The sequence below is a fragment of the Moorena sp. SIO3E8 genome (assembly GCF_010692445.1).
In the GTDB taxonomy this organism is placed as follows: domain Bacteria; phylum Cyanobacteriota; class Cyanobacteriia; order Cyanobacteriales; family Coleofasciculaceae; genus Moorena; species Moorena bouillonii.
This window is the reverse complement of record NZ_JAAHHM010000101.1, coordinates 1-25,170: the sequence shown is the minus strand read 5'-3', so window position 1 is coordinate 25,170 and position 25,170 is coordinate 1. Positions and strand designations below refer to the sequence as shown.

Annotated in this window: 22 protein-coding genes and 1 pseudogene; 18 read left to right on the top strand and 5 right to left on the bottom strand. The window is 44.1% G+C overall.

The features are described from left to right. From F6K46_RS28985 to F6K46_RS28950, 8 genes are all read left to right on the top strand, one after another. Positions 1-278: oligosaccharide flippase family protein (locus F6K46_RS28985; protein WP_293117591.1), on the top strand; the 278-nt coding region annotated here is incomplete at its 5' end. Between the two features lie 48 nt (positions 279-326). Continuing rightward, positions 327-914, top strand: coding sequence for a hypothetical protein (locus F6K46_RS28980; RefSeq protein ID WP_198954104.1), 588 nt, complete (start codon positions 327-329; stop codon positions 912-914). A 405-nt stretch (positions 915-1,319) separates the two neighbouring features. Next, the gene (locus tag F6K46_RS28975) at positions 1,320-2,648 is read left to right on the top strand and encodes an O-antigen ligase family protein (protein WP_293063503.1); all 1,329 of its coding nucleotides are present in this window, start codon (positions 1,320-1,322) and stop codon (positions 2,646-2,648) included. Between the two features lie 157 nt (positions 2,649-2,805). Continuing rightward, positions 2,806-4,833, top strand: a complete 2,028-nt coding sequence (locus tag F6K46_RS28970; protein WP_293063505.1) for a GNVR domain-containing protein — start codon at positions 2,806-2,808, stop codon at positions 4,831-4,833. A gap of 3 nt (positions 4,834-4,836) precedes the next feature. Beyond that, the gene (locus tag F6K46_RS28965; RefSeq protein ID WP_293063507.1) at positions 4,837-5,067 is read left to right on the top strand and encodes a hypothetical protein; all 231 of its coding nucleotides are present in this window, start codon (positions 4,837-4,839) and stop codon (positions 5,065-5,067) included. A gap of 70 nt (positions 5,068-5,137) precedes the next feature. After that, positions 5,138-5,956: a transposase gene (locus tag F6K46_RS28960; protein WP_293063509.1), complete on the top strand. Its 819-nt coding sequence runs from the start codon at positions 5,138-5,140 to the stop codon at positions 5,954-5,956. Then, positions 5,923-6,411 carry a transposase gene (locus F6K46_RS28955; protein WP_293063514.1) on the top strand — a complete coding sequence of 163 codons (489 nt, stop codon included), beginning with the start codon at positions 5,923-5,925 and terminating at the stop codon, positions 6,409-6,411. Before F6K46_RS28960 ends, F6K46_RS28955 begins: the two co-directional genes overlap by 34 nt. A 379-nt stretch (positions 6,412-6,790) precedes the next feature. Then, entirely contained in the window at positions 6,791-6,949 is a 159-nt protein-coding gene (locus tag F6K46_RS28950; protein WP_293063516.1) for a hypothetical protein, read from the top strand. 184 nt (positions 6,950-7,133) lie between these two features. Here F6K46_RS28950 and F6K46_RS28945 read toward each other — a convergent pair whose 3' ends face one another. Beyond that, entirely contained in the window at positions 7,134-7,823 is a 690-nt protein-coding gene (locus F6K46_RS28945) for a ComF family protein (RefSeq protein ID WP_293063518.1), read from the bottom strand. Positions 7,824-8,101: 278 nt separating this feature from the next. Between F6K46_RS28945 and F6K46_RS28940 the strand changes: the two genes are divergently transcribed. Then, positions 8,102-10,705: a putative PEP-binding protein gene (locus F6K46_RS28940; protein WP_293063520.1), complete on the top strand. Its 2,604-nt coding sequence runs from the start codon at positions 8,102-8,104 to the stop codon at positions 10,703-10,705. A gap of 112 nt (positions 10,706-10,817) precedes the next feature. Here F6K46_RS28940 and F6K46_RS28935 read toward each other — a convergent pair whose 3' ends face one another. Further along, complete coding sequence (locus tag F6K46_RS28935; protein ID WP_075900952.1) at positions 10,818-12,089, bottom strand: glycosyltransferase family 4 protein; 1,272 nt, start codon at positions 12,087-12,089, stop codon at positions 10,818-10,820. 2,366 nt (positions 12,090-14,455) lie between these two features. Here F6K46_RS28935 and F6K46_RS28930 point away from each other — a divergent pair. The 7 genes from F6K46_RS28930 to F6K46_RS28900 all read left to right on the top strand — a co-directional run bounded on the left by F6K46_RS28930 (position 14,456) and on the right by F6K46_RS28900 (position 23,262). Next, entirely contained in the window at positions 14,456-15,625 is a 1,170-nt protein-coding gene (locus F6K46_RS28930) for a DegT/DnrJ/EryC1/StrS family aminotransferase (RefSeq protein ID WP_293063523.1), read from the top strand. Between the two features lie 3 nt (positions 15,626-15,628). Continuing rightward, positions 15,629-16,516 carry a cyanoexosortase B gene (gene crtB, locus F6K46_RS28925; RefSeq protein ID WP_293063525.1) on the top strand — a complete coding sequence of 296 codons (888 nt, stop codon included), beginning with the start codon at positions 15,629-15,631 and terminating at the stop codon, positions 16,514-16,516. A gap of 135 nt (positions 16,517-16,651) precedes the next feature. Continuing rightward, positions 16,652-17,461 carry a cyanoexosortase B system-associated protein gene (locus tag F6K46_RS28920; protein ID WP_293063527.1) on the top strand — a complete coding sequence of 270 codons (810 nt, stop codon included), beginning with the start codon at positions 16,652-16,654 and terminating at the stop codon, positions 17,459-17,461. Between the two features lie 237 nt (positions 17,462-17,698). Next, positions 17,699-19,087 (top strand): polysaccharide biosynthesis/export family protein, encoded by a 1,389-nt coding sequence (locus F6K46_RS28915; RefSeq protein WP_293063529.1) that lies wholly within the window; start codon positions 17,699-17,701, stop codon positions 19,085-19,087. A gap of 619 nt (positions 19,088-19,706) precedes the next feature. After that, positions 19,707-21,875 (top strand): tyrosine-protein kinase domain-containing protein, encoded by a 2,169-nt coding sequence (locus F6K46_RS28910; protein WP_293063531.1) that lies wholly within the window; start codon positions 19,707-19,709, stop codon positions 21,873-21,875. 14 nt (positions 21,876-21,889) lie between these two features. Continuing rightward, on the top strand, positions 21,890-22,084 hold the full coding sequence (locus F6K46_RS28905; protein WP_293063533.1) for a hypothetical protein: 195 nt from the start codon (positions 21,890-21,892) through the stop codon (positions 22,082-22,084). Positions 22,085-22,230: 146 nt separating this feature from the next. Then, on the top strand, positions 22,231-23,262 hold the full coding sequence (locus tag F6K46_RS28900) for a glycosyltransferase (protein ID WP_293063539.1): 1,032 nt from the start codon (positions 22,231-22,233) through the stop codon (positions 23,260-23,262). Here the strand turns inward: F6K46_RS28900 and F6K46_RS28895 are convergent. Then, the gene (locus F6K46_RS28895; RefSeq protein ID WP_293063543.1) at positions 23,175-23,468 is read right to left on the bottom strand and encodes a hypothetical protein; all 294 of its coding nucleotides are present in this window, start codon (positions 23,466-23,468) and stop codon (positions 23,175-23,177) included. The genes F6K46_RS28900 and F6K46_RS28895 overlap by 88 nt on opposite strands. A gap of 26 nt (positions 23,469-23,494) precedes the next feature. On the opposite strand from F6K46_RS28895, the gene F6K46_RS28890 reads away from it, so the two are divergent. After that, complete coding sequence (locus F6K46_RS28890) at positions 23,495-23,656, top strand: hypothetical protein (protein ID WP_293063549.1); 162 nt, start codon at positions 23,495-23,497, stop codon at positions 23,654-23,656. Here F6K46_RS28890 and F6K46_RS28885 read toward each other — a convergent pair. Next, positions 23,587-23,766: pseudogene (locus F6K46_RS28885) on the bottom strand (IS4 family transposase); the annotation flags it as partial. The gene F6K46_RS28890 and the pseudogene F6K46_RS28885 overlap by 70 nt on opposite strands. A gap of 1 nt (position 23,767) precedes the next feature. Between F6K46_RS28885 and F6K46_RS28880 the strand changes: the two are divergent. Continuing rightward, entirely contained in the window at positions 23,768-24,034 is a 267-nt protein-coding gene (locus tag F6K46_RS28880) for a hypothetical protein (RefSeq protein WP_293063551.1), read from the top strand. A gap of 470 nt (positions 24,035-24,504) precedes the next feature. On the opposite strand, the gene F6K46_RS28875 is transcribed toward F6K46_RS28880, so the two are convergent. Further along, positions 24,505-25,074 (bottom strand): MATE family efflux transporter, encoded by a 570-nt coding sequence (locus F6K46_RS28875; RefSeq protein WP_293063547.1) that lies wholly within the window; start codon positions 25,072-25,074, stop codon positions 24,505-24,507. Positions 25,075-25,170 lie beyond the last annotated feature (96 nt).

Here is a 25,170-nt window from a genome sequence, read left to right as displayed (position 1 = left end):
CTGCTTTTTGGTTTATAGAGTATTGGATTAGTCGTCGTCATGTAGAACACAAATTCCGCTTACAGATTGATCCACAGGCTAGCTCAGAAGTCTTGTCGTTCTGTTTTGGTGCCACTGTTTCCAGTTTGGGATTTTATGTAAATGCCAATGGTGACAACTTTGTAATTGGTAAACTGCTGGGTAATACTAATTTGGGATACTACAACTTTGCTTACCAATTGACCCAGACCATTAACACTGTAATGGGTGAGGTGATTAATCAGGTAGGAATGTCTTGATTCGCACAGTTAGAGAATGACGAAGAGCAGCAAAGTGTTCTAGTCACAATGGTTGAACAAATGGCTTTCCTGGGGGCTCCTCTATACGCCTTATTTTTTTTAGTGGTAGACGATCAGGTCATCTCTATGATATTTGGCCAGAAGTGGGTGCCAGCCTGCCAGGTAATTCCCTGGTTACTGGTGTTTGCTTACTTTAGGCTGATCAATAATTCACTGATTAATATGCTTGCAGCAAAAGGCAGAACTGGGATTAACGCCAAGGTTAACCTTATGATTGCTCCCGTAGCGTTCTTGAGCTTTATCATTGGTGCTGAGCAAGCAGGAATACTTGGGGTGGGAATTGCAGTTACTTTCGTGCTAGGAATTGTTTGGACAGTTTACTGGTGGTGGGTAGCTTGCGGAGCACTAGGTTGGCCATTGATTAAGTTTTTACTACCGTGCTTTAAAGCTGCTGTGATTGTACTGCTAGCAATTGTGAGTTGTCTAGGGTTACCAACAATCCTGAAGCCCTTCCTATTTATGAGTCTCTATATCGTCTGTATGCGCCTGATCGCTGCCAAACAATTTTTAAGTTACCAGTCTCTACTAGGGAAATTGGCTAATCAGCTGACAAAGTTAGGTAAAAGTCAGTTATAACCTAACCTTCAGTAAATTTACTGAAGGTTAGGTTAAGCGAATGTACTGTTTAATCGGTAATTTCTCTAATCTAAATTAAGGCATTAAATAGGCACAATGTTATTGTGGCTGCTCATATATAGCAGTTATCACTTGAGTGATGTAAAAAATCATGGGTAGAGAGTAGGAATCCCTTCTTCCTTTCTTCCTTTATAAGGGGGGAATAAAATTGACTGTACATCACAAGTATGATAAACGCGATCAAACAATAGTGTTATAGAAACGGCAAAGCCTTGGGACTATCAATAAAAATAAAAAATGACAAATAACAGCCAAAATAACAGTATAAATGAACGAAGCTAGCAGATTTGAATCACTCTCATATAATAAACGTGCTCTAAAACATCAAAGTATGGACTGTTAACTATGACCTCTAGCATACCATATTTCCAGACCAGAAACTTTAAACTGGGTGCCATGTCATTTCCAGAAAAAGTAATTTACTGGGTGATTGTGCTAACACCGCTCTGGTGGTTGTTGGGAATACAAACACTCTTCTACCCAGCGGTAGTTGTTGGTTTGTTAGGAGTAAACTTTGACATCGACAAACTCACTAGGGGATCGATACCCGTTTGTATCTGGGCTTGGTTAGGTATGGCTCTAGTCATGGTCTGGACTGCTACGTTTGGTCTCAATGACGTAGGGTTTCCCTTGCATAAAATTGCTGCTACGTTCGTAACTTTTTTCAAAAGCTACTGTTTAATTGTTGCCGCACTGCTCCTACCGTTTTGGCATGTCATCAGGGTTAAGGTGGTCACCCGTGCTGTAGCTTGGATGGCAACAGGATATTTAGTGACTATCGCCATTGAGATGGTCATGCTGGCAGCGGGACTAGGCAAAGAACCTTTTCTACCGCCCTTAGCGCGTCTGATTCCCGGCGGTGCTCTGAGTTTGCTAGTTACATTTGCTGACTTACAACCTTTTTTTGGTATCCCGTTACCCAGGACAGTTCTTTACACCCCAGACCCCCCGATTGTAGGGGTGTGTTCGATTCTAAGTTTTTTCATCTGCTTGGGTGAAGAAAACCGCCGCTTACGTCAAATATCTGTAGCGGGTTGTTTAACGGCTTTGCTAATTAGTTTTAGTCGTTTATCCTGGATTTCCTTTGTGATCGCATTGGTAATTACAGCTTGTTTCCGCAGCAGTGTGGCTCGTCAAGGTTCTTTATGGATTGCTTCATTAAGCTCATTACTTTGTGCTCTTTTGGGAGGTCTGACCTTAAGTGATTTACTGAAAAAGCCCCTAGAAATTTTCAATAGTGCTCCTGCCGAATCCTCTAAAGACCGGGAACTTGTGGTTACTAAAATCCTTGAGGCTTGGCAACAACGCCCCTGGATGGGATGGGGAATTATACAAGGCTCCGTCAAATGGTATATCTATGACATTGCTTTGGGTTCGTTTTCAACCTACGCCTCAGTTCTTTATTTGAACGGCATCATTGGCTTGATCTTTTTCTTAGCTGCACTAGGTTCAACCCTTTGGAATACTTGGACTCCAGCGATTCGTGGTAACCATCATTGCCAGTGGGCATTTGCCAGTCTGGTGGCTTTGTACATGCTTCTCAACGGAACACCCTTGACCTGGATGGCAGTGTATTTGTGGTATTTTTTCGTCTGGTTAGGGGCAATTCTTGCGGAAGTACAGCGAAATGAGCAGTTTGTCTATCGATGGGAGCACTTATCTGGCAGAACTTGAAAATTGAAAATTGAAAATTGAAAATTGAAAAAAATTAGACTTTTACTTATTTAAATAAATAAATTTATTATTGATTATTTATACAACCGTTTATTTAGATTAATTTTTATATAAATTACCATTTTATTCAAAATGGTAATAATTAGGAATATATCTTATGAAAAAAGTAGCTGCGATCCTGAATAGACATTGGACACTTTTATTAGTTTTTAATTCCTTGGTGCTGGGAGGTAGCTTTGGAGCCTTTTCTTTATTAAAGCCTTTTTGGATTGCTAAAGCACAGCTAATTCTACCAGAAACAGGCAAGTTACAAGCTAGTTTAGGAACTCTTGGTTCATTAACTAAGGGGGATTCTAAATTGGCGACTAAAAGTCATCCTCTGAATATGCAGGCATCTATTCTAACCAGTGATGCTTTGATGAGGCGCTTGTTGGAGTCTGACCCAGAGAAAACGGATTTTCAAAGGCTGGTTCAATACAAAAAGTTGTTCGCGGTATCTCCTGACCAGGAATCCACTACGATCTGGTTGAATGCCAGTGGGGATAGTCCAGAATTAGCAAGAGATCGAGTCAGGGCACTGATCAGTGCGTATCAGGAGCGTCTGAATGAACTGCGTCAAGCGGATGGTACCACTAGGGTTGAGTTTAATAAGAAAGCGCTAGAGCGAGCTAAGCAAAAATTGGATCAGTCTCAGGAGGCATTAGCAAAGTTTCAGGAATCCTCTGGTTTAGTGAATAGCAAAGCCCAAACTGAAGGACTGGTGAGGGCAATTACTGATCTGAGTATTAGCCAAGCTCAGGCTCAAGCTCAAGCTCAAGCTAGTCAACATCAGCTTCAAATCCTATCGACTCGTTTGGGTCTTACCCCTAAGCAAGCAATCCGGTCTCTAGGTCTAGCAGAAAACCGGGATTACCAGTTTGTGCGGCAGCAGTTGACTGAACTGGAAGCAACTTTGGTCAAAGCTCAAACTACTTATACCTATGCTCATCCCGAGATCCAAAATCTGCTGCTACAACGTGAGCAGTTGCAGCAGCAGATTCAGCAGTACATCTTTCTAGCAGCTGGTGATACGTTAGTAGACCCGACGCTTACTGATAGTGCTCAAGGAAGAGCAATGTTAATCCAGCAACTGATTCTGGCGGAAAGTGCTGCTAGTGGTCAACAACAACAGGCTGAGCAATTACAGCAGCAGATTGACCAGATGAAAAGTACTTTAACGGTGATTCCTGTCCATCAGTCTAGGCTGCTGGAACTAAAGCGACAGTACGATGTGGCTGCTGGAGTCTATAACGGTTTAGTTGCTCAAATCGAGCAAGTCAATCTTGATGCCTTTAGTGCTTATCCCAATGTACAGGTGCTTGACCCTCCCACTGTTGACGAGAAGCCTGCTGGTCCAAAGAAGTTGTTAATCATAGCTAATGGTTTTCTGGCATCGGCAGTGGGTAGTATAGCGCTGGTATTGCTGCTAGAACGGCGCAACCCACTGCTGAGCCCGAAAGATCTAAAGGCAATCAAGTTCCCGATGGTGGTCAATATCCCTCATCTGAGACACGCTGGTATGGGATTAGAGCTGGGTACAGAAACGGATGTAGAGTTTCAGCGACTAGCATCGGTGATTAGCTTACGCTCTGGAGAGGACCGTCGCATCTTGATTACTAGCGCGATGGTCTCAGAAGGCAAAACTACTGTCACTCTAGGATTGGCGAGAGCTCTGGTAGATTTAGGGTTTCGGGTCTTGGTAGTGGATGGAGATTTCCGACAGGCCACCCTTTCTCAGCGCTTGGGTCATCACCATGACCCCCTCAAACCCGGACAGCCGGTAAAGATTCAACCGAGTCTTGACTTACTGCCTACCTCCCACAAAAAAGGCAAAATTGTGGAGCTGGTGACTCAGGGGAAATTTGAGCAGAGCCTAGCTACTGCGGAGGAATCGGGTGACTATGACTATGTTTTGATTGACAGTGCTCCAGTCAGTATGACCAGTGAAACTGCCCTGATGGCTGCTGTCATCCGTAATTTGTTGTTTGTTGTTCGACCTGAGATTAGTAAGCGTGACTTTGTCAGTGACAGCTTGGAACAACTGGCTCAGCACAATGCTCAACTGTTGGGTTTGGTGGTGAATGGGGTAGAAACTAAGTCCAAACCCTACTTGTACAGATCCAGTGATACTTTAGTGAAGTCATAAGCGATGAAACGTAGAACATTACTCCAGCTAGCAGTATCTGGCGCTGCGATCGCATTCCTCTTACCGAGACTCTTTGAGGAGGAAAGCGCTACTAATTCGGTCAGAGCATCACCAATACAAAATTTGTGGTTGTCCGGAAAGTCAATTAACACTAAAGTTAGGGTGGATTGGGCAAAGCCAGTCGCACAAACTACACCCTTCACCTTTGGCTCCAACGACTACGAAATTACCTAAATGTCGGAAGAAGGCTCCCGCCATAATCTCCGATTTGGCGGTGAGATGAATTCCGACCACTAAAAAAATAATGCAGGAATCATGTTTATCCGATATCGCTTATGGTAACATTCTATGCATGATAGTTAGAGAAGCTAAACTGTTAAACGGGTCACTAGCCCAATACCAAGCCTTAGATGAAGCCATTAGAACGGCTCAATTCATTAGGAATAAAGCCGTTCGATTATGGCGAGATGAGCCAAAGGTTGACAAAGCTCGTCTATCTCTGCTGTGCAAAGAATTGGCACGCGCATATCCTTTTGCTAAAAATTTGAACTCAATGGTCGCCCTTGCATCAGCAGAAAGGGCTTGGAATTCCATCTCTAACTTTTATCGTCGCTGTAGAGAGGGTGCTAAAAATAAAGGTTATCCTCAGTTCAAAAAACATTCTCGCTCAGTTGAGTATAAAACCACGGGGTGGAAACTTTCACCTGAGTGCATGACCATCAACTTCACTGACGGGTTCAAGGCGGGTAAGTTCTTTCTGTTCTGTAATTCAGAAACCCGGGAAGACTTGTTTAGGCTAAAAATCAATCGGGTACGAGTTGTTAGACGGGCAGACGGCTATTATGCTCAATTCTGTTTTGATGCCAACCGAAAAGAAGTAGGTAATTATACTGGGGAAGTAATCGGCATCGATTTAGGTCTTAAGTATTTCTACAAAGACCAAAAGGATAATGCAGCTATCTATCCTCAGTATTTAAGACGGGCTGAGAAACGAATTAAAAAACTACAACGCCGTAATCAGCGAAAGTTTGTTAAAGGTCAAAGACCTCAATCAAACAACTACCACAAAGCCAGGATTAGACTGGGGAAGTGCCATCTGTTGGCGCTAGCCTGCCGACGCTAGGAGGCAAGGTTCAAAGACAGCGTAAAGACTGGGCAGTAAAATTAGCTCGGTGCGTAGTCCACTCTAACGATGTGGTTGTCTATGAAGACCTCAAAATCAGCAACATGATCAAGAATCATCATTTGGCTAAGTCTATTAATGATGCGAGTTGGTATCAATTCACCGAATGGCTTAACTACTATGGGCAAGTTTGGGATAAGACAGTTGTGGCAGTCCCACCTAATTATACATCCCAAAATTGCTCTAATTGTGGTGATCGAGTCAAGAAAACACTCAGCACCAGAACTCATAAATGTCCACGTTGCCACACAGAAATCTGTCGTGATACTAACGCAGCGTTGAACATTCTCAAGAAGGGCATGAGTATTTTAGGTGTTGAGTATAACAGTACCCAAGGGCATTGGGGAACTGCCGGGAAACCGGTAACGCGCAGGCGTGAGTTCGGCCTCTGTTGATGAAGGGAAACTTGATTCAATAAGTTGTCTCGTTGAACCAAGAATCACTACTCGCGAAGTCGAAGAGTGAGAATCCCCCATCATAATCTTTGATTTGATGGTGGGAGTATGTCAATACTCTGGAAAAGGCATCAGACTCGGTTTTCCAGAAGCACCTGGGGGAACTGGATATCAGGTTAATTCCTATTCACCATATCGATCTATGGGAACGTTGGACTAACCGAGCTACGAAAAGCTGGGACGAGGCAAAAATTCCAGCCTGCTACGATGCCTCTTATCCCCAAAAGCCTACTATTATCCAAAACATTCCCCGTTGGCCTAGTTGGATGGCTACAAATCGGCGTGCTCTACTGTCGAGAAAGGAGCTAGAGCTACGGTGATGAAAGGGGTACACATTGGGGAAAATAGTGTAGTAGGTTTAGGCAGCGTGGTTCGTCAGTCTGTCCCTCCCGGCGTGGTAGTTATTGGGAATCCCCAGCAAATTGTGAAGCATTTCAAACCAGTCAATACTGACCAGTTAGTACTGAGTGGTCAGTAAGACTCTGTGATTGAGAACTTTGGTACTGACAGGCTTTATTGTTTCTAGAACATTGCTTCAGTAATGAAATTTGACGGAAAATCTATAGATTTTCATCACCCTATCACCCCATTACCCCATCACCCCATCACCCCATCACCCCATCACCCCATCATCCCATCATCAACTGACCCACGTTTTTTCATTACTTTACCGATGGTCTAGATGTTGCGATCGCTACTGACCCATATACGCTGATTCCATGGTTTGTTAGAGTTTTGGTGGCTGAGTTGACTGTAGCTCCGCTGGTGTAGATATCATCTAGGATTAGTACGGGTGAGGTGCTATGATGTCTGAGAAAGTGTTTACCAATAATAAAGGCATCTGCTAGGTTTTGCGCTCGCTCTTGGACAGATAAACCAAACTGAGGTTGAGTTGCCCGGACTCTTTCTAAACCCAGTGGTGCTTGTTTGTAACCAGTTAATTCACAAAAACTTCGGGCAATCAGCTCTGCCTGGTTGTAACCTCTTTGTTGCTGTTTTGTAGGGTGCATGGGAATGGGAACTACTATTAATTTTTGGTTTTGGCTACGGGTGGCAGAGGATTTTAACCAAGCTTTACCCAGCCAATGGCCCAAGGGATGTGCTAGCTGGGGTTGGTTTTCATATTTCAGGGCAGCGAGTACTCGTTTTAATGGACCACCGTAATTGCCCCAGACAAACAGTGGGAGATTTTGATTACATAAAAATTGATTTTTGTCAAGTTGGCAGCGGAGTAACTGCTGCTCGCAATAATCACACAATTCATCAGTGGCAGGGCGCTCACATAGGGGACAGTTCGATTTCAGAAACAGACTTAATAGACCCTTTTTAAGGGTCTCAATTCCCTGTAACATAATTTGGGGGATTTATTTGGCATGATATTTCTCAAGATGCCAAGACTAACAATGAGAATCCCTCAGTATTTCTACCGTTTTCTGCCTCTAAGAGCGTGATGCAAAGCACAGCAAGGATTAATAATATCATGTGCAGTTGACTACTTATCATTCTTGGTTGAGACTCAATTTTTAATTAACGATTTATGTGAATAGGACGTGATTAATGGTAAGAGATATTATGCCTTCGAGATATGATGCCAAAATCCCGGAGCAATAACAGGATTAGGCGGCGATTTGTGGATAATCTTTATTCTCTTGATCTGATTCAAGCTTCAGAGTATCCCTTTGTGGGCAATGAAGCCTTTAACTTAAGTCAGCTGTTGCAACGGGATTATCCGGTTGTACCTGGCTTTGTGGTGAGTGCAAAGGCATTGTGGGAATTTATCGCAATTTTAGGTAAGTCTGAACCCCTGTTAGCTGATTTACCTTCTTCTTATCTTTACGTAGATGTGGACAATCCTCGCCAGCTACAGCAAGTGGCTCAGCAAATTCGTCACAAAATTCAAGGGGCGACTTTAGCTTCGGTGTTGGCATCAACCCTATCGGAAATATCAGAAACTACACTCGCCCCAGCAGCAATTTTTCACCCTTCCTTATCCATGACATCACCAGGGTCGGGAATTGAGGAGGACACTGGGGAAACTGGAGTGGCAAGATTAGATCAACCCCAGATTTTTTCAACCTTACCAGATAAAATTTTGGGATCCTATATTTGCCCTAGGCAACCACTAGCAATGGAAGTGTCTTTAAAACAGGTTTGGGCAGAACTATTTCGCGCCAGAAGCCTATTTTACTGGCAACGGCATAGTATTGGTCTCCAGCAGCTCAATTTGGCAGTCTTGATACAACCAATGTGGGATGCGATCGCTTCTGGTACACTCCAGATTAACCAAACTGAGGGTTACATCCAAGCGACTTGGGGGTTAGGTACTGCATTGGGGAAGGGGGAAGTAGTGCCAGACTATTACCAAATTGAGATCGAAACTGGTATTGTGCTAGCCTCACGACTGGGTCGTAAAACCCGTGCCTATGGGTTGTATCTGGAACCAGACTCATTATCACTAACTGAGAACAGTGTGCAAGCCCATCTACTCAGTGAGGAGCAACAAAAACAGTACACCCTAAAGGACAAATACCTCCAAGAGCTAATTACTATCAGCCAGCGTCTAGTGGCTGATATTAGTCCTACCTTTTCTCTAGAGTGGACACTATGGCAAACCTCAGAAAACTCAGAACCAGAGTTACAAATTACGAAATTTAGTCCTCAAACTGGGCAAAAGTGGGATGCTAGCCAGTTGAGGGTTGAACCGTCACATCATGCTTCCAAACTAGCTTACTCTGTTGGTTCTACTACTTCCTACGGCAAGCTGTTTACGTCTGTACAAGTGGGTAGCCGACCCAATGTGCTTGAAGCCTCATCGGACTCCATTGGGAGCAACTTTAGTGAACACACTGTCAACCCATCCATCACGCCTATGCTTGTGAGAGGATTACCCGCAGCACCAGGAAGAGTTACAGCCACTGCTCATGTGATATCGGGTGAGGGCAAAAACGTCTCAGCAATTGTATCTGGTAGAATTTTGGTTGCCCAAAGTGTTTCTCCTGACTGGCTACCTGGGCTCAAGCACGTAGCCGCTATTATTACTGAACAAGGAGGGATAACTAGTCATGCTGGGATTATTGCTAGAGAACTTGGTATTCCCTGTGTTGTGGGTGCGGCTGGTATTACCCAAATCATAGAAACTGGGGAGTCTCTACTTGTGGATGGGGGACAGGGAGAAGTTTATCGACTAGGAACTAAGCAAGGGTTTCCGGTTGAAAAGTTGCATGGCTCAGGATTCAGAAAAAGGGAAGCAAAAGTCAATTTTCAACCTTCTAACTTTCAAAATACTTTCCCCATTGCTACTCAATTATTGGTTAATCTTAGCCAGCCGGACTCCCTAGAAAAAATTGTGGGTTTGCCAGTGGATGGAGTGGGGTTATTGCGTTCAGAAGTGATGATGTTGGAGATTTTGAATAATCTGCACCCCAGTCAGTGGCACAGACAGGGCCATGAGCGTGAGTTGGTAGAACGCTTGGCTCAGTTAATTGTTCAATTTACGGTTACCTTGGCACCACGTCCTGTATTTTATCGCTCCACGGATTGGCGCTCCCATGAATTTCCATCCCTGAGTGGGGATCACCTGGTAACGGAAGCAGAAGTTAACCCGATGCTTGGTCTACGTGGCACTCGTCGCTATCTGAGTGACCCAGCTAGCTTTGATTTGGAACTGGCAGCTTTACAGGAGGTTTATGCTTACGGCTGCAGGAATTTACGGCTGATTTTGCCCTTTGTACGTACTGTGGAAGAGTTTACCTTTTGCCGCCGTCGGGTAGAACAGGTAGGACTTACTGATAATCCTGATTTTCAACTTTGGATTATGGCAGAAGTGCCATCTGTGTTGTTTCTGCTACCAGACTATGTTAAGGCAGGTGTTCAAGGAATTTCTATTGGTACTAATGATTTGACGCAACTTTTACTAGGAGCTGATCGGGAACAGAGGCAGTTGGAAACACTGATGGCAGGGTGCCATCCAGTGGTCAAACAAGCAATTCAGCAATTAATCGAAATGGCAAAAGAAGCTGGTATTCCTTGCTCAATTTGTGGTCAAGCTACGGTTCAGGATCCGGAATTGATTGATCTGTTGGTGCAGTGGGGAATTACTTCGATTTCTGTTGATGTTAAAGATGTGGAAGCGACTTACCAGGCAATTACCCGTGCTGAGCAACGTTTACTCTTGGACGCAGCACGAAATAAGTCAAAAGGCTTGGGTGTAAAAGGCAAAGGGGAAAACATCTAAATATATGGAAGTTCTAAATTGGGTTATGATATCCAGTCCGGTAGTATCGGTGAAAATTACCACGTACCACGGGACAGGATCTGATTTGGTGTATCTGCTCTGACCTAGGTTATCAATCTGAAAACTGCTGTAATTCAATCAGTGAATTATGGTTAGGTTTCTTAGTAATTTGAGTTAATAGTGCTTCATAGGAGTTGAGAGCGTTTTGATAGGCGAAGTGCTTCAGAGCAAATTTTCTACCTTGTTGACCTAGAGATACCCCCTGCTCAGGATTTTCATACAATTCGACAATTGCAGATGCTAAAGCCTGGGACTGTTGTGGTGGTACCACTACACCACCACCACTTTGTCGAACAACTCGCGCTGCAGTTCCATTCAAAGGCACAGAAGCAATGATCGGTCGTCCGCAAGCCAATAGCACTTGAATTTTTGAGGGCATATTAAAGGAAACAACGTTACGCTTTTGCACAACTAAACCTATATCTGCTGCTGCCAACATTTCTGGTAACTTCTCTCGGGGTTGGAAAGGTAAAAGCTTGATATTACTAGCATTGCAAGTCTGACAGTCTTGCTGTAGCTGCTGTAGAGCCTTAGATTCTCCAACAATGACGAAGACAATTTCTGGAATATGCCTGACCAGATTAGCCGCCTTCACTACTGTTTCGAGTCCCTGAGTCAAGGCAATATTACCGGAATAGAGTACTACAAATTTGCCATCAAGATGGTAAGCAGTGCGAAAGGAATTGCCTTCTTTGGGTAAGGGACGGATAAAATTAACATTCGCCCAGTTGGGGATACAGGTAATTTTGTCTAATGGTACTCCTTTACTTACTAAATTGTCAACGAATCCCTCAGAAATAACAGTGATTGTATGAGCACTGTGGTAGGCAAACTTCTCTAAAGCTTCAAAGATACGGATAGCTAGTTTGTTTCTAATTAGACCAACCTGTACAGCAGCTTCTGGCAAAATATCCTGTAAATTCAGTAATACTGGGCAGTTGTACAACCAACCAAGTAAAGCAGCTGGCACACTAACCGGCAGCGACGGTACTGTCAGTAGAATCACATCAGGTCGCCAGCCCCGGAAAGCCTGAATCAAACTGGTCACGACGAAGCTACCATCTAGTAGTATCCGTGTCACTACACCAGGCTTTGGTCGAATCCAGACATAGGAGCGTTGAATTATTACTCCCTTTCTTTCTTCAGTCAGATAGTACTTGCCTTGATATTTATCATAGATAGAGCGCTGGGGATAGTTGGGCATACTAGTGAGGACTCGTACTTCATGTCCTGCCTTGACCAAACCTTCTGCCAGTTCCGTCATTAATGGGGCAATGCCTATCGGTTCAGGATGATAATTATAGGAGTAGATTAATATGCGCATGAATGTTATTGGTAGAGCGAGTAGTCTGTCAAGTTAACCTTTGACAGGTGGACAAGCGATGCATCGCTTTTTACAATTCCTACACGAAACACCTATATCTAGTTAGTTATATCTATCAGTTACTTAGCAACTGGTGTCTAATTATCCTAGATACTTTAGTGTTTGAATTTTCACCTTTAAGAGAAAAATTTTAACTTTACTAATTCAAAGGGTTTGGTTTAACTTTCGACGTTATAGCCTTGCTCACTAGATAGTCAATCGGCTTTGTCTGTTGATGCTTATGCAATGAACCAACACCGAATATACCAAAAGCTATTCATCTCAATAGAGCAGTAAGTTAGACAGACGTGCTTAGGCGCTATTTTTTAGAAAAATAGAGACAGAAAACCCAAATTACTCTCACCCTCTGAAGCAGGAGGCAATAATTAGTCATCACCCTTAGGATAAATCCTCCTGATTATTCCAAGTTATTGGTTCTTTTGATCTAGGTATCAAAACGATCAGACTTACTGGTTGGACTAAGTAACTCATCTTAACTATCGTCAAGTTTATAATATAAATACTTGGTATGCTACTTTGTTTATTATTGGTGATAACTCTGGCAAAAACACCATTCCATAACGATAATGATTTACACTAACTCAAAAAAAATTAAGCCAATAGCCAATAGTTTAAGGCTCTCCCGGATCTATGGTTTCAAAGGTATCAAAAGGCACAAAATCGACAATCAACGTGGGTGGAACTGGCGGAATTACGTGATATAAGCTTGCCTTATCACCGCAAAGCCGGGAGAGCCTAGTTTAATAAATTCCTCTCTGGATACTTTAAGGGATTAACTGCACTGACCACTAGATTCGTAGGCAGATACATAACCGATGGAAATAAATTCATAAATGGCACTCCTGCTATAATTTTAGATACTTTTTTAAGTATTGATGTTTCTCTAGCGATGCATAGCTATCTTATAATGGGATCTATTTGATAGATAACTATAAATGAGTTGTGAACGCAAAACTAGCTGAAAATATGAGTTCAAAAGGGTGCTTTGTTTACAAAGCAAATGGAAACCCTATAGGACTATAGCAAACGATTGATTCGAACTATGTGACCATGCCCCACTACCTGTTTTTATAAAGTAACTACGGGAAAGCTTATCAAAAACAGCTATTAATTTTCAATTATCTAATTTTAAAGATTGTGTGAATCAAATGTGAAACTATAGACTTATTATAACACTCTATGGGGAAATCTGAAATCCTTACCTAGCTAGGAGCTAGTTTTGGTAAATATTACTGGATTAATAAGCTATAGACTTTATAAGCTGTTGAGGAAAAAATGAGGGAGACTTATTTTAAGGCTTCTGACCTGCTCTAACGGTGTTTGCAAATTAACAGTGTGGGCGAATTACCTCCAAACTTCAGCAAAGCGATGCAGCTTGGTCTTGGGGAGCCAATGGGGTCATGGGGGTTCCCCCCATGAGCAACTGGCCTGGAAACCCCCACTCGCGCTTTGCATGGCTGACAGGGGGTTATAAACCTGGATTTGGAATCAGGCTATCAAGGAAAGGGCTCTCCTAACTATCTTGACTTAACTGGTTAGCTCAAACTAAATCGCGCTTTGCATGGCTGACAGGGGGTTATAAACCTGGATTTGGAATCAGGCTATCAAGGAAAGGGCTCTCCTAACTATCTTGACTTAAATGGTTAGCCCAAACTAAAAAATCAGTAAAGACTTTGTGAAGAAATTTGTGAAGAAATGGTAAAGAAAAGGGGAGATAAGATCTAGTAAGGCTTACAAAAATAAGCGATCGCAACAGCATAGTGCTTAGTCCCACCAATAAGCGCGAAGCATTTACCGGATTGGTCAGCAGGAGATATTCACCACACTCTGTACTCAGCACTCCTTCATGACTAAGTTTGGTAAACCAGAGGAATTCAGAACCCTAAACTATTACCCAATTCCTCCTAAAGTAAAGGAAAAGCCCACTTTTGGGTAAGATGTTTGATGGTTTTTGGTAATGATGTGTCATGGCACGGTGGTTTTGGGAACGCTGTAATTGTAATCAAGAACGGTAGGAATGGGTAAACCGGGGATGGGACAATGGCGGACAAACCACCAAAACGGCTAAGTTTACACCTAATTAGCTGATCGCTTTATTTATATACAATTTTCCGAAAGTCAGTGAGCTTCTGCTATGGTCAAAGCCCCAATAACTCACTCCTACCAGTGGCTCAAACTTTACCAAATCTTGACAGTTATAGCGTGTTAACTCATGTAGATTCAACATACATTCAAGAAGAGAATAATGATGTGAATCTGTGCTGTTAATACCCATACAGTGTACTATCAATTCCTATACAAAATAGATGAGTTACCAAGTTCCGGTCAAAGTTCCCTTCGTTTCACTAGCTCAACAACACGGACCTATTCAAACCGAGCTAGAGCAGGCAATTCAAGCTGTAGTGCAGCAGGGAGATTTTGTTCTCGGTAAAGCCTTGATCAATTTTGAGACAGCATTTGCGGCTGCTTGTGGTGTCGAATACGGTATCGGAGTGGGATCTGGGACCGATGCGATCGCACTTGGATTACAAGCCTCTGGCATTAGTGCTGGGGATGAAGTGATTTGTCCTGCTAACACCTTTATCGCTACAGTGATGGGCATCATAGCTGCTGGTGCTACGCCAATTTTGGTGGATTGCAACCCTCGTACTGCCCTAATTGATCTCGATAGTGCCAAACAAGCAATTACAGCTAAAACCAAGGCAATTGTCCCTGTGCACCTTTACGGTCAGATGGTATCTCCGAGTGAGTTAATGGCATTTGCTGATGCCCACAACTTACTAATTTTTGAAGATGCAGCACAAGCTCACTTAGCAAAGCGAGAGGATTATTATGCTGGTTCTGTGGGCAAGGCGGCAGCATTTAGTTTCTACCCGAGTAAAAACTTGGGTGCCTTTGGTAACGGTGGCATGGTAATCACTAATGATGCTACGGTGGCAGAAAAAGTGCGATCGCTTCGCAATTACGGAGCACCTCGCAAATATTTTCATACCGACATCGGCAAAAATAGCCGTTTAGATACGTTACAAGCTGCTATCCTCAATGTCAAACTGCCTTATTTGACTGAGTGGAACCAGTCACGCTACTGGGCAGCTGCGCAGTACGACAATCTACTCAGGGCTTTGGAAGGTCAGGGGATTGTGCCCATAGAAAACCACAGCGGGCCAGGTCATGTCTACCACCTTTACGTGATTCGGGTAGGTCAACAATGTCCCTTTAACCGACAGAGCATCCAAGATGCTCTTGCCTCAGTGGGAATTCAAACCGGTATTCATTATCCGATCCCTTGCCATCTCCAGCCAGCTTACAAGTACTTGGGATATCAAGCCGGTGACTTTCCCCATACCGAAACTCTGTGCAATGAGATTTTATCTCTACCAATTTATCCCAACTTGAGCAAGGAGCAGATTGAGCAGGTAGTTGATGGGTTAGCTAACTTATTCGAGGTGCTTCAGCCATTAGTTATTAGTAATTAAACTATGCAAATTGGACGCAAAATTCCTATTGCCATTGATCGCTATCTACTGGACGGTTGTATCATCGCTTTACTAGTCATTATTTATGGTCCTGTGCTGATGCATTGGTATAATGGCTGGCTCAACAAAAGTATCAGCATTACCCATGAATACTTTAGCCATGGTTTGATTGGGCTACCGTTTGCTGCCCATATTGTCTGGACAAACCGACGACGGTGGCATAAGCTGACTGATACAGCGCATCCCTTTGGTGTAGTCTTACTGATAATTGGAGGAGTAAGCTATCTTAGCGGTCAATCAGAACTGGTAAATTTATCGTTTCCCATAGTTTTAGCTGGTATGAGCCTATGGTTAAAAGGGATTGGTGGCTTTAAGCTGCAAAGTTTTCCCCTGCTGCTAGTGGCTTTGGCAACTCCAACAGCAGTTCCCTATTTGATTGAACCTTATATCTTGCCCCTACAACGTTTTATTGCTGGGATGGCTGCCTTTATTCTGACTCAGTTTGGGATGAATGTCAGACTGGAAGGGATTAACTTGTTCGTAAGTGACCGAATTGTGGAGGTAGCGCCCCACTGTGCTGGTCTTAAGATGTTATTTACTTGCCTGTATGTGAGTTTGATGTTGCTTTACTGGAGCGGTGCTATTGAGTCACGCCTAAAGACTATTTGGCTGTTATCCGGTGCAGTGGTGATAAGTGTTAGTGCTAATATTGTCCGCAATAGTGTGCTTACCTTTTTCCATGGCAGTGGTCAAGATCAGGCATTTCATTGGCTCCATGAAAGCTGGGGCGGTGACCTCTATTCAGCGATGATGTTAGTGATGTTGGTTCTATTAATGAAGTTGATTGAAAAATACTTCCCCTCAGACAGCCAACTTGACTCCCTTGGCTAACCATCAAGATTAAAGGTTATAGTTTTTAATTATTGGGTGAGGTACACAATTTGGGTATTTTAGGGAACAGGGAATAGGAAACAGGGAATAGGAAAAAAAATCTGTGTACCTCATAATTCTGATAAAGACTATAGAATGATGAAATCAGTAAGTTTAATGAAGTTAATCCAGCCCTGGCAAATCTCCAGGGGAGTCTTACTGGTGTTGCTGTTAGTCTTGGTAATAATCGGAGCAGTACCAGGTTACTTGACAGGAAACTGGCCTTGGGCAAAACTGCCACCAGTGACTAACCTCCAACAGATAAAAGTTATCCGCAAGACGGGAATAGAACTATCTGACTGGCAAACTGTTGAGCAACAAACCATCAGGATTGGCGGCCATAAATGGTCTTTGCAGTTCATAGAGCAGGATCAGCAAAAACCAGTGTGGTTATTTTTGCTTCCCCAAAATGGTCCTAAATCCCAGCCACAGGTAGAATGGGAAGATATTAGCGGATTTATGAGACAACGATTGGGACAATGGAAGACGGATTCTTATAGTCAAATCAAGTTTGTGGTCAACGGATCTGATGTTGAGGGGAACACCCAGGCGAATCCGACCATCACAAGCCAGCCCAAAAGCCACCCCAAAAGTGTTGTTAACGCCCGTTTCTTTCGTGCCTGGAATCAGCGGCAAACCTTTGCGATAGTACAATGGTATGCCTGGCCAGAGGGTGGTAATCCTGCTCCTAGCCGTTGGTTCTGGGCTGATCAACTGGCTCAGTTACACCGCAAGCGGGTTCCTTGGGTTGCGGTGAATATCCAAATTCCCATAGAACCTTTGGGTGATCTTGAAAATTCTAGGCCAATAGCTGAATCTCTCAGTAAAATGGTTCAGACTGCTTTGATGAGCGATCCTTTTGCGGAGGAAGCTAGTAGTATTAAAAGTATGAAGGATCAAGGATAAAAGATGAAGGCTCAAGGATGAAGGATCAAGGATAAAAGATGAAGGCTCAAGGATGAGGGATCAAGGCTCAAGGATGAAATGGGTGTATTGCTGGAACACTTAGGGTTGACTAAAACGTTTATCCACAAGTAGAAGTTAAACGTCAGACTTGCCACTTCAGACTTGCCACTTCAGACTTTCTACTTGCCACTTCAGACTTGAGATTTCAGGCTTGAGATGATACGTGACCATTGGAAAATGACAACTGACACCCAAAAGTTTGGCAACCAAGTTCTGAATTTATCTTTGTTTGGGGGTACCGTCTTATTCTGGCTGGTTAGTTCTGGAGTCTGGGTCAGCCCTGGTTTGGCTAAGCTTGTTGGAAATTTACCGACATCGGTACACAATATTGGGGATGGGATTAGCGATCGCGCTCAGTTGCCTACGTTTAGTTCCATGGAACGGGAAACAAGGGAAACTGTTGAATCAGGGGAACGGGAAAGGACTGAACTGGAAACCCCTGAGACTACCCCTGAGACTACCCCTGAGATTACCCCTGAGACTACCCCTGAAACCATAGAGGTAACGGAAACGTTGCCACCGCCACCACCGTTGAGCAACCCTGAACCGGTCTCAGAGGAGAATCGATTGGAACAGTTGGAGGAAATGTTACCTCCTTTGGGCTACCCAGAGACTCTGTCAGAGGTGAGTCCATCTGATGAATTTAATCGCCACTACCTAGGGCGAGAAGATGTAATCGCAGTGAGTGTGACAAATTTTCCGAATCTGGCTTTTCAAAGTGCTATTGATTCTGACGGAAATATTGTGGTACCGCTGTTCGGTAAGCTGCGAGTGGTGGGACTTACTCTAGAGGCGGCTCAAGATTTAATTCAAAATGTCTTAAATGAATTTGTGATTGATCCTGAAGTAGTTGTGAGCCTACTGAGTACACCACAGGTTCAGATTACGGTGAGTGGTGAGGTGTTTCGACCAGGCTATTACCCCCTGCCACCAGGAACTCAACCGAATCAAGCTCTTAGTGTTGCGGGTGGTACAACTACGATTGCTGATTTGCGGACTATTTTGATTCGTCGTAAGTCGGTGGTGAATAATTCCATCATTGAGCGAGAAATTGACTTGCTGACACCGCTGCAAAATGGGACAACTCCATCGGAATTGAACCTCCGGGATGGGGATGCTATTATTGTGCGAAAGTTGGAGGTGGGTAATACTACCGATTATGATAGGCAGCTGGTAGCTCGTTCTAATCTAGCTCAACAACAAATCAGCGTTCGAGTGTTGAGCTATCCTAATGGCACAATTGGTAACTTGACATTAGCTAATGGTAGTACGTTTATTGATGCCTTAACAGCAATTTCTCCTAACCCAGATGATGCTGATTTGGATAGCATTGCCTTAATTCGTTTTGATCCAGAACAGGGCAAAGCGGTGACTCAAAAACTAGACGGGGAAAAGCTACTAAAGGGTGATGTTTCCCAAAACGTACCACTTCAAGATGAAGATGTGATCGTGGTTGGTCGAAGTCTTATTGCTAAGATTTCTGCCGCTCTGAGTGTAGTGACTCGACCCTTCAACGATTTTCTGGGATTCCGGAGGTTTTTTGAGGAAATACCAGAACTGTTTTGATAAGGTTGGGGTATGACGGGAGCAGAAATCGATGGAAGCTCTGCCCTAGGGGGTTAGCTTTTCCATCGACAGCACAAAAATCTCCGGATACCTTAATGAATGGACAGAAAACTCCAGTACCTGTCTCGGTTTGTAACTGGTGCTCCGAGTCCCTGTTGACTAAGCGGTAAAAATAGAAATAGGCTACAGGATTTTTCGATCACAAAAATCAAAAAACGCGGAATCCCCGTCTTTTTAAAGCGGGGAGGAAGCGTAATAGCGCGCTTTTAGCCGTCAACTATAATTAAAGAAGACTGAAATAGGCAAAGGCACTCTTAACTTCAGAGTAACGGCTAGGCCAGTAAGTCAGTGTCGGCGAGTGATGCGCAAAACGAAGTATTGGGGCTGTCCGAGAATTGACTCGGTTGTAGAAGCTACGAATGCGAGCAATCCCTCCCATTCGTAGAGTAAGCCAGCCTGGAGGTTCGGCGGTTGACCCTTGGATTCGATTAATTTGGAGTCTAGGCGCGTCAAGTATGCTAGGGCTACTGAAAACCAACGTTCTGAAGTCTGGGCGAAAGCCCCCGTGCTTCAGCCGGGGGTAAGCTTACTGCTGCCTTAACAATAGCGAAAATTACTTATGACTCCCCCTTTTGTCACACGTTACCTGATTGCTCTCAATCAGCATAAGTTAATTGGCTTTGCCACGTTTTTCCTGATTACCGGCATATCCGGGATTGTGGCTATACAGCCAACGCCAGCTCCGATTTACCGAGCTGAAGGTCGCTTGATATATACCACTCCTGTGAAGGTATTTTCCCAGACAGGGATACAGATTTCAGAACAAGGTAAACAAAGGGCGACACCGGAAACGCTGCTGGCAGACAATGTGGTTAAGGAAGTAGCAGCTGGGATGCAAGTCAGCTCCAAAGACATTGTTAAAAATACAGTGGTGAAATTGCCAAAAGCAGAAGGACCACAGTTTATTTCGGTAATCTATAGGGATAAGAATAAGGAAATTTCTGCAACCATCGTCCAAATGCTGATGGAGAGAATGGTGGAGCAGAGCCGTTTTATCAACACAGCACAACTAAGACGGATTATTGAAGTAATAGAAGAACGTTTGCCTAAGGCGGAGCAGGAACTAAGGGAAGCGGAACAAAAACTGGAACAGTATGACCGTGTACAAGGACCAGCTTTATTTGCTGCTCAAGATGGGACGTTAGTGGGTGGGATTACTGGTAGCCAACAACAACAACGTAGTCTTGAGATACAGCTAGAGGGGGTTGAAGCTCAGTATTCTAGCCTAATCGAACGGCTAGGTTTGACCCCTGACCAAGCCTATACGTCTTCTGCCCTTAGTGCTGACCCGATCATTGCTAGTCTGAGAGCTCAGATTCTGGATACTGAGACACAGATGGAACTGCTAAAGGGGCAGTTGCGTCCGCAACATCCAACTATGATTGAGTTGCGCAAACAGCAACAGACTTACGAGACTTTACTTCAGAATCGTGCTGCTGAAGTTCTCGGTGGTAATGGGTTTACCTCTCCATTGCCCAGTCAAATCCGCCAAGACAGTACCCTGGACCCGGCACGGCAGGCACTGGCTAATCAGTTGGTAGCTCTGCAAACCCAGCGGGAATCACTTCAACGGCAGTTGGCAGCTACCCAAAGAACGGAACAGGAACTAAGACAGCAATATCAGCAGCTGCCCAATAAGCAGCTGGAGCGAGGGCGACTGGCTCAGCAAGTTGCTTTTAAGCAGGAATTTTACAATAAGTTGCAGGTAGCATTAGCAGATAGCAAAATAGCAGAGGCGGAGACTGAGAGTAGTCTTGCGATCGCTGGAATTGCAGAACCGAAAGCAATAATGACCCAGACAGCAAGTAATCCGATCGTTACCTTGGCAATAGGTGGTGTAATCGGTATTGTCGTAGGTGCTGGTGTGATTCTGCTGCTATCAACCCTGGATAATACCTTATACACGCCAGAGGATGTTAAGCCCATACTTCGGGACAATGGTGTGCCATTACTGGGGGATTTACCGACAATCGGTCTCAAGTCCTACCGGGGTGAAGTTGCTATAATAACCCGACCAGAGGCTTTGGAGTTAGAGTTCTACGAACGGTTTCGCACTAATCTTCGTCTGCGGGAGGAACCTGCGGTAAAAGTGGTGTTGGTGACTAGTACAGCAGCGAATGAAGGAAAGACGATCGTGGCTTACAATTTAGCGATCGCATCTGCCCAAGCCGGTATGCGTACTCTGTTGGTAGAAGGGGATTTGCGATCGCATTCTGTAGCTCAATCTCAAGACGTGATTCACCTGATGGACGCGCCACTGGAACCTTTGCGCTTCTATGGCTCTAAGACTGAATGTATTCATTTAGCCCAAAATTTTGAAAATCTCTCGATTCTCCCTAGTCTCGGTCCCCTGCGCAAAGCTGCGGGGATCCTAGAATCGAGTGAAATGAAGCATTTGCTGGAAGATGCTCGTGGTCGCTTTGATTTTGTTGTAGTTGATTCGCCTAGTCTGTCTCGTTGTAATGATGCCCTATTACTACAACCATTTACTGATGGGATTGTGTTGGTGACTCGACCAGGCTATACCCAGGGCAGTATTTTATCTCAGGTGATCGAAGAGTTAGATGAAAACGAGGTACTGTTGGGAGCAGTTATCAACGATATCAAGCAGCTACAACCCCCTGTTCCTGTGGATAGTGGCAGGGGGTATTCAGCGGTAGATACCCCTGTGGATCAAACCCCAGCAAAGAACCATAAAGTTACTAGTGGAGTAGGGAGTAGGAAGTAGGGAAAGAGAGGGAAGTGTGGGAGGTGTGGGGAGATGGGGAGATGGGGAGATGGGGAGATAAGGAGATAGGGAGATGGGGAGATGGGGAGTCAGAGGTTTTAGGGAGTCGGGAAAGAGAGGGAAGTGTGGGAAGTGTGGGAGGTGTGGGGAGATGGGGAGATGGGGAGATGGGGAGATGGGGAGATGGGGTGATGGGGAGTCAGAATTAGTATAACAACGGCTATATTTATCCAGAATTGCTTGATTCAGTAATACTAAAGTAGTGGGCTTTTTTTGCTTGTAACTGATAGACTTGAAGCAAATCATAACGTGGTTAATCTATCAGCTTATGGGTTTATCTAAGGTAACATTAATCGTGACTCAGAGGGAGCGGTTTAGTTTAACAAAGCCTTCCCTAGACAGTATTATTGCTGATTATTCTTCTTATCCTTTTGAGCTAATCTATGTAGATGGCAATGCTCCATCCTCTGTGCATGAGTATCTGCAACAGCAGGCAGATAAACACGAATTCATGACTTTGATCCATCGCGGACGCTATTTGAGATCGAATGTTGCTCGTAACATAGCTCTACCGTTTGTTAAGGATGCGGATTACATTGTTTTTATTGATAATGATGTGATTGTAGAGCCTGGTTGGTTAAAACTTTTGGTTGACTGTGCTGAACAAGAGCAAGCTGGTATCGTTGCTCCCCTAATTTTACAAGGGCAACCAGGGTCTCCTGATATTGAGGTACATGTTGCTGGGATTAAAACCAAGTTTCACCAAAGAAAGCATGGTAAAAAGTGGTTTGAGCAAAAGCAGTTGCTCTACGCTACTAAATTACGGGATGTTGAGCAGGATTTACATCGTACCCCAGTAGATTCTATTGAGTTTCATTGTATCCTAGCTCGTCATTCTCTGATCAAGTCTATTGAACTGGATGAAGTCTTTGATAGCTTGGCGAGTCATACGGATTTATGTATGCAGGCAACGGATTTAGGGGAGACAATTTTCTTGGAACCAAACTCTAGAATCACTTTCCTCAATCCTCGACAGATCACTCGGTTTGACCAGGATGATGTGCCATTTTATGTATTTAAATGGAATGAACAATCTGTACGAGATGTGTTCTCTCGTCAAGTCAAAAAGTGGAATTTGGCTAAAGATGATCCTTCAATGTGGTCGATTTGGAAGTGGGTGATTGAGAATCGTCAACTCCCAGCTAAGTGGTCAACTCAAGAGGGGAGTTTCGAGAGAAAGTTATTGGAGTTCTGTCGGCGTCGCTGGTGTCCAAGTTGGCTGCGCACACTGTTAGAATCCTATGTGATTAAGCGCGCATTTCCTGAGACTGGGATTGCTGACAATTTAGTGGAAAATGTCAGCAGTAAACCTTCGGTGACTGTGTAGGGAGTAGGGAGTAGGGAGTAGGGAGTAGGGAGTAGGGAGTAGGGAGTAGGGAGTAGGGAGTAGGGAGTAGGGAGTAGGGAGTAGAGATCCCCCCTAGCCCCCCTTAATAAGGGGGGAACCTTAACAAGGGGGGATATTATTATTTTAAAACCCTCTTTACTTTTGCCTACCATATTATATCCACCGCTCTTATAGTCTCGGAACATCTCTTCAATATCAAAGCGTTGTCTTGATGCAAAGCGCGAGTGGGGGAAACCACGGCAGTGCGGTCATGGGGGTTCCCCCCATGACCGCACTGCCTCCCCAAGACCGCGCTGCATCGCTTTTATCCCAAACTATACTAATCATGATAAAATTTATGCGACTCCAATTTGTGCGATCTATCACTACATAAATTAATTGTTCAGTTGTAAAGTATGTTGATAACCAGATTTTTACAATTGGAAACCAAATTTTTTCAATCGTTAGATTAGGCAATCATAAAAATCGTTGTATTCTTGTCTTGATGCAAAGCGCGAGTGGGGGGAACCACGGCAGTTGCTCATGGTTTGTTCGCGTTCGCCTTTGGCGTGGCCTACGGCCAAGCGTCGCCAAAGGCGATAGTTACCGTAAGATAGTGGAGCCTTGTCTTGATGCAAAGCGCGAGTGGGGGAAACCACGCCAGTTGCTCATGGGGGAGACCACGGCAGTCGCTCATGGGGGAAACCCCCAAGACCGCGCTGCCTCCCCAAGACCGCACTGGCTCCCCAAGACCGCGCTGCATCGCTATTAACAAATATTTAACCCTTTTCTGCATAACCTGCTAACTATAAAGGCTCCACAATAAACAGGTTTCGTCTCCGGGGGAACCCCCAAGACCGCACTGCCTCCCCAAGACCGCGCTGCATCGCTTTTCTACGACTTTCAAATTTTATGGGAATTGATAAAATATTTGCTAATTTTTCTAAATTTACGTTTTTAATTGTCTGTACGAGACTAAGCAGAATTAAAAGGAATAAGTATTCTGACTTACTAAGTTGAGTTTTTAGGTGCGACCCGTGGCGAATTTAATTCGCCTAGCGATGCAGCGCGGTCTTGGGGGTTCCCCCCATGAGCGACTGCATCAAGACAAGGAAAGCGCACCTTAAGTGGTTTTGGTAGAATGCAGGTAACATTTTCAATTGGTAGGTCTTGTTGCAAATAATCGACCTATCTTTTTTTGACCACAAAATGGTGAACACTTTACATTTAAAGCGTTTCAGGCTATTTCGTCACCCCTTCAGCCTCATTTCCCCTAAGACTGCTGGGTATCTGTATTCCCAATATAATCATTCGTACAACCATGAATAAAAATAGTGCTAACCAGATCGTTTGATTGTTGTGAAATTTCCAAGCAGCAGTAGCTGCGGGGATAAATCCAATAACAATCGCACTTACCATACTATTGCGGATGACCACTCCATCGATTAAGCCTAGAAAATATCCTTGTAGCATTAAAGTGAGAGACCAGGCTCCTAAAGTTGGTAGTAGCCATAGGAGATAGTGATGTATTTCCTCAATTACTTCCCCATGATTGGTTAGCAACCCAAACAGAGGATCTGGCAAGACAATCAGTATCGAAGCAAACCCCAGCCCTATGCTCAAGCTTATACTTCCAGACATTTGCATTAATGGAACGAGCTGCTTTTTGATACCAGCACCCCAAAGATTTCCCGCTAAACTTTCAGTTGCAAAAGAGACCCCATGAAGGAAGGCGGTAGCGAGGTACACCATCTCGACGATTAGAGTATTCGCTGCTAGTACTAGTGCAGCGCGGCAGAAATACTTGAGCAGCTGCTGATAATGGTAAAATAGAAGGATGAACTGCTTACCTACTCGATGCTCAGCTTACCCTATTGTACTCTTCACAACTTGTGCTATGCCTGACCC

What these genes read in the sequence shown, in the direction of transcription:
- F6K46_RS28980 (WP_198954104.1), top strand. Translation starts at nt 327, where the DNA reads ATGGTTGAACAAATGGCTTTCCTGGGGGCTCCTCTATACGCCTTATTT.
- F6K46_RS28975 (WP_293063503.1), top strand. Translation starts at nt 1,320, where the DNA reads ATGACCTCTAGCATACCATATTTCCAGACCAGAAACTTTAAACTGGGT.
- F6K46_RS28970 (WP_293063505.1), top strand. Translation starts at nt 2,806, where the DNA reads ATGAAAAAAGTAGCTGCGATCCTGAATAGACATTGGACACTTTTATTA.
- F6K46_RS28965 (WP_293063507.1), top strand. Translation starts at nt 4,837, where the DNA reads ATGAAACGTAGAACATTACTCCAGCTAGCAGTATCTGGCGCTGCGATC.
- F6K46_RS28960 (WP_293063509.1), top strand. Translation starts at nt 5,138, where the DNA reads ATGCAGGAATCATGTTTATCCGATATCGCTTATGGTAACATTCTATGC.
- F6K46_RS28950 (WP_293063516.1), top strand. Translation starts at nt 6,791, where the DNA reads ATGAAAGGGGTACACATTGGGGAAAATAGTGTAGTAGGTTTAGGCAGC.
- F6K46_RS28945 (WP_293063518.1), bottom strand. Translation starts at nt 7,823, where the DNA reads ATGTTACAGGGAATTGAGACCCTTAAAAAGGGTCTATTAAGTCTGTTT.
- F6K46_RS28935 (WP_075900952.1), bottom strand. Translation starts at nt 12,089, where the DNA reads ATGCGCATATTAATCTACTCCTATAATTATCATCCTGAACCGATAGGC.
- F6K46_RS28930 (WP_293063523.1), top strand. Translation starts at nt 14,456, where the DNA reads ATGAGTTACCAAGTTCCGGTCAAAGTTCCCTTCGTTTCACTAGCTCAA.
- crtB (WP_293063525.1), top strand. Translation starts at nt 15,629, where the DNA reads ATGCAAATTGGACGCAAAATTCCTATTGCCATTGATCGCTATCTACTG.
- F6K46_RS28920 (WP_293063527.1), top strand. Translation starts at nt 16,652, where the DNA reads ATGATGAAATCAGTAAGTTTAATGAAGTTAATCCAGCCCTGGCAAATC.
- F6K46_RS28915 (WP_293063529.1), top strand. Translation starts at nt 17,699, where the DNA reads ATGACAACTGACACCCAAAAGTTTGGCAACCAAGTTCTGAATTTATCT.
- F6K46_RS28910 (WP_293063531.1), top strand. Translation starts at nt 19,707, where the DNA reads ATGACTCCCCCTTTTGTCACACGTTACCTGATTGCTCTCAATCAGCAT.
- F6K46_RS28895 (WP_293063543.1), bottom strand. Translation starts at nt 23,468, where the DNA reads ATGTTCCGAGACTATAAGAGCGGTGGATATAATATGGTAGGCAAAAGT.
- F6K46_RS28890 (WP_293063549.1), top strand. Translation starts at nt 23,495, where the DNA reads ATGCAAAGCGCGAGTGGGGGAAACCACGGCAGTGCGGTCATGGGGGTT.
- F6K46_RS28880 (WP_293063551.1), top strand. Translation starts at nt 23,768, where the DNA reads ATGCAAAGCGCGAGTGGGGGGAACCACGGCAGTTGCTCATGGTTTGTT.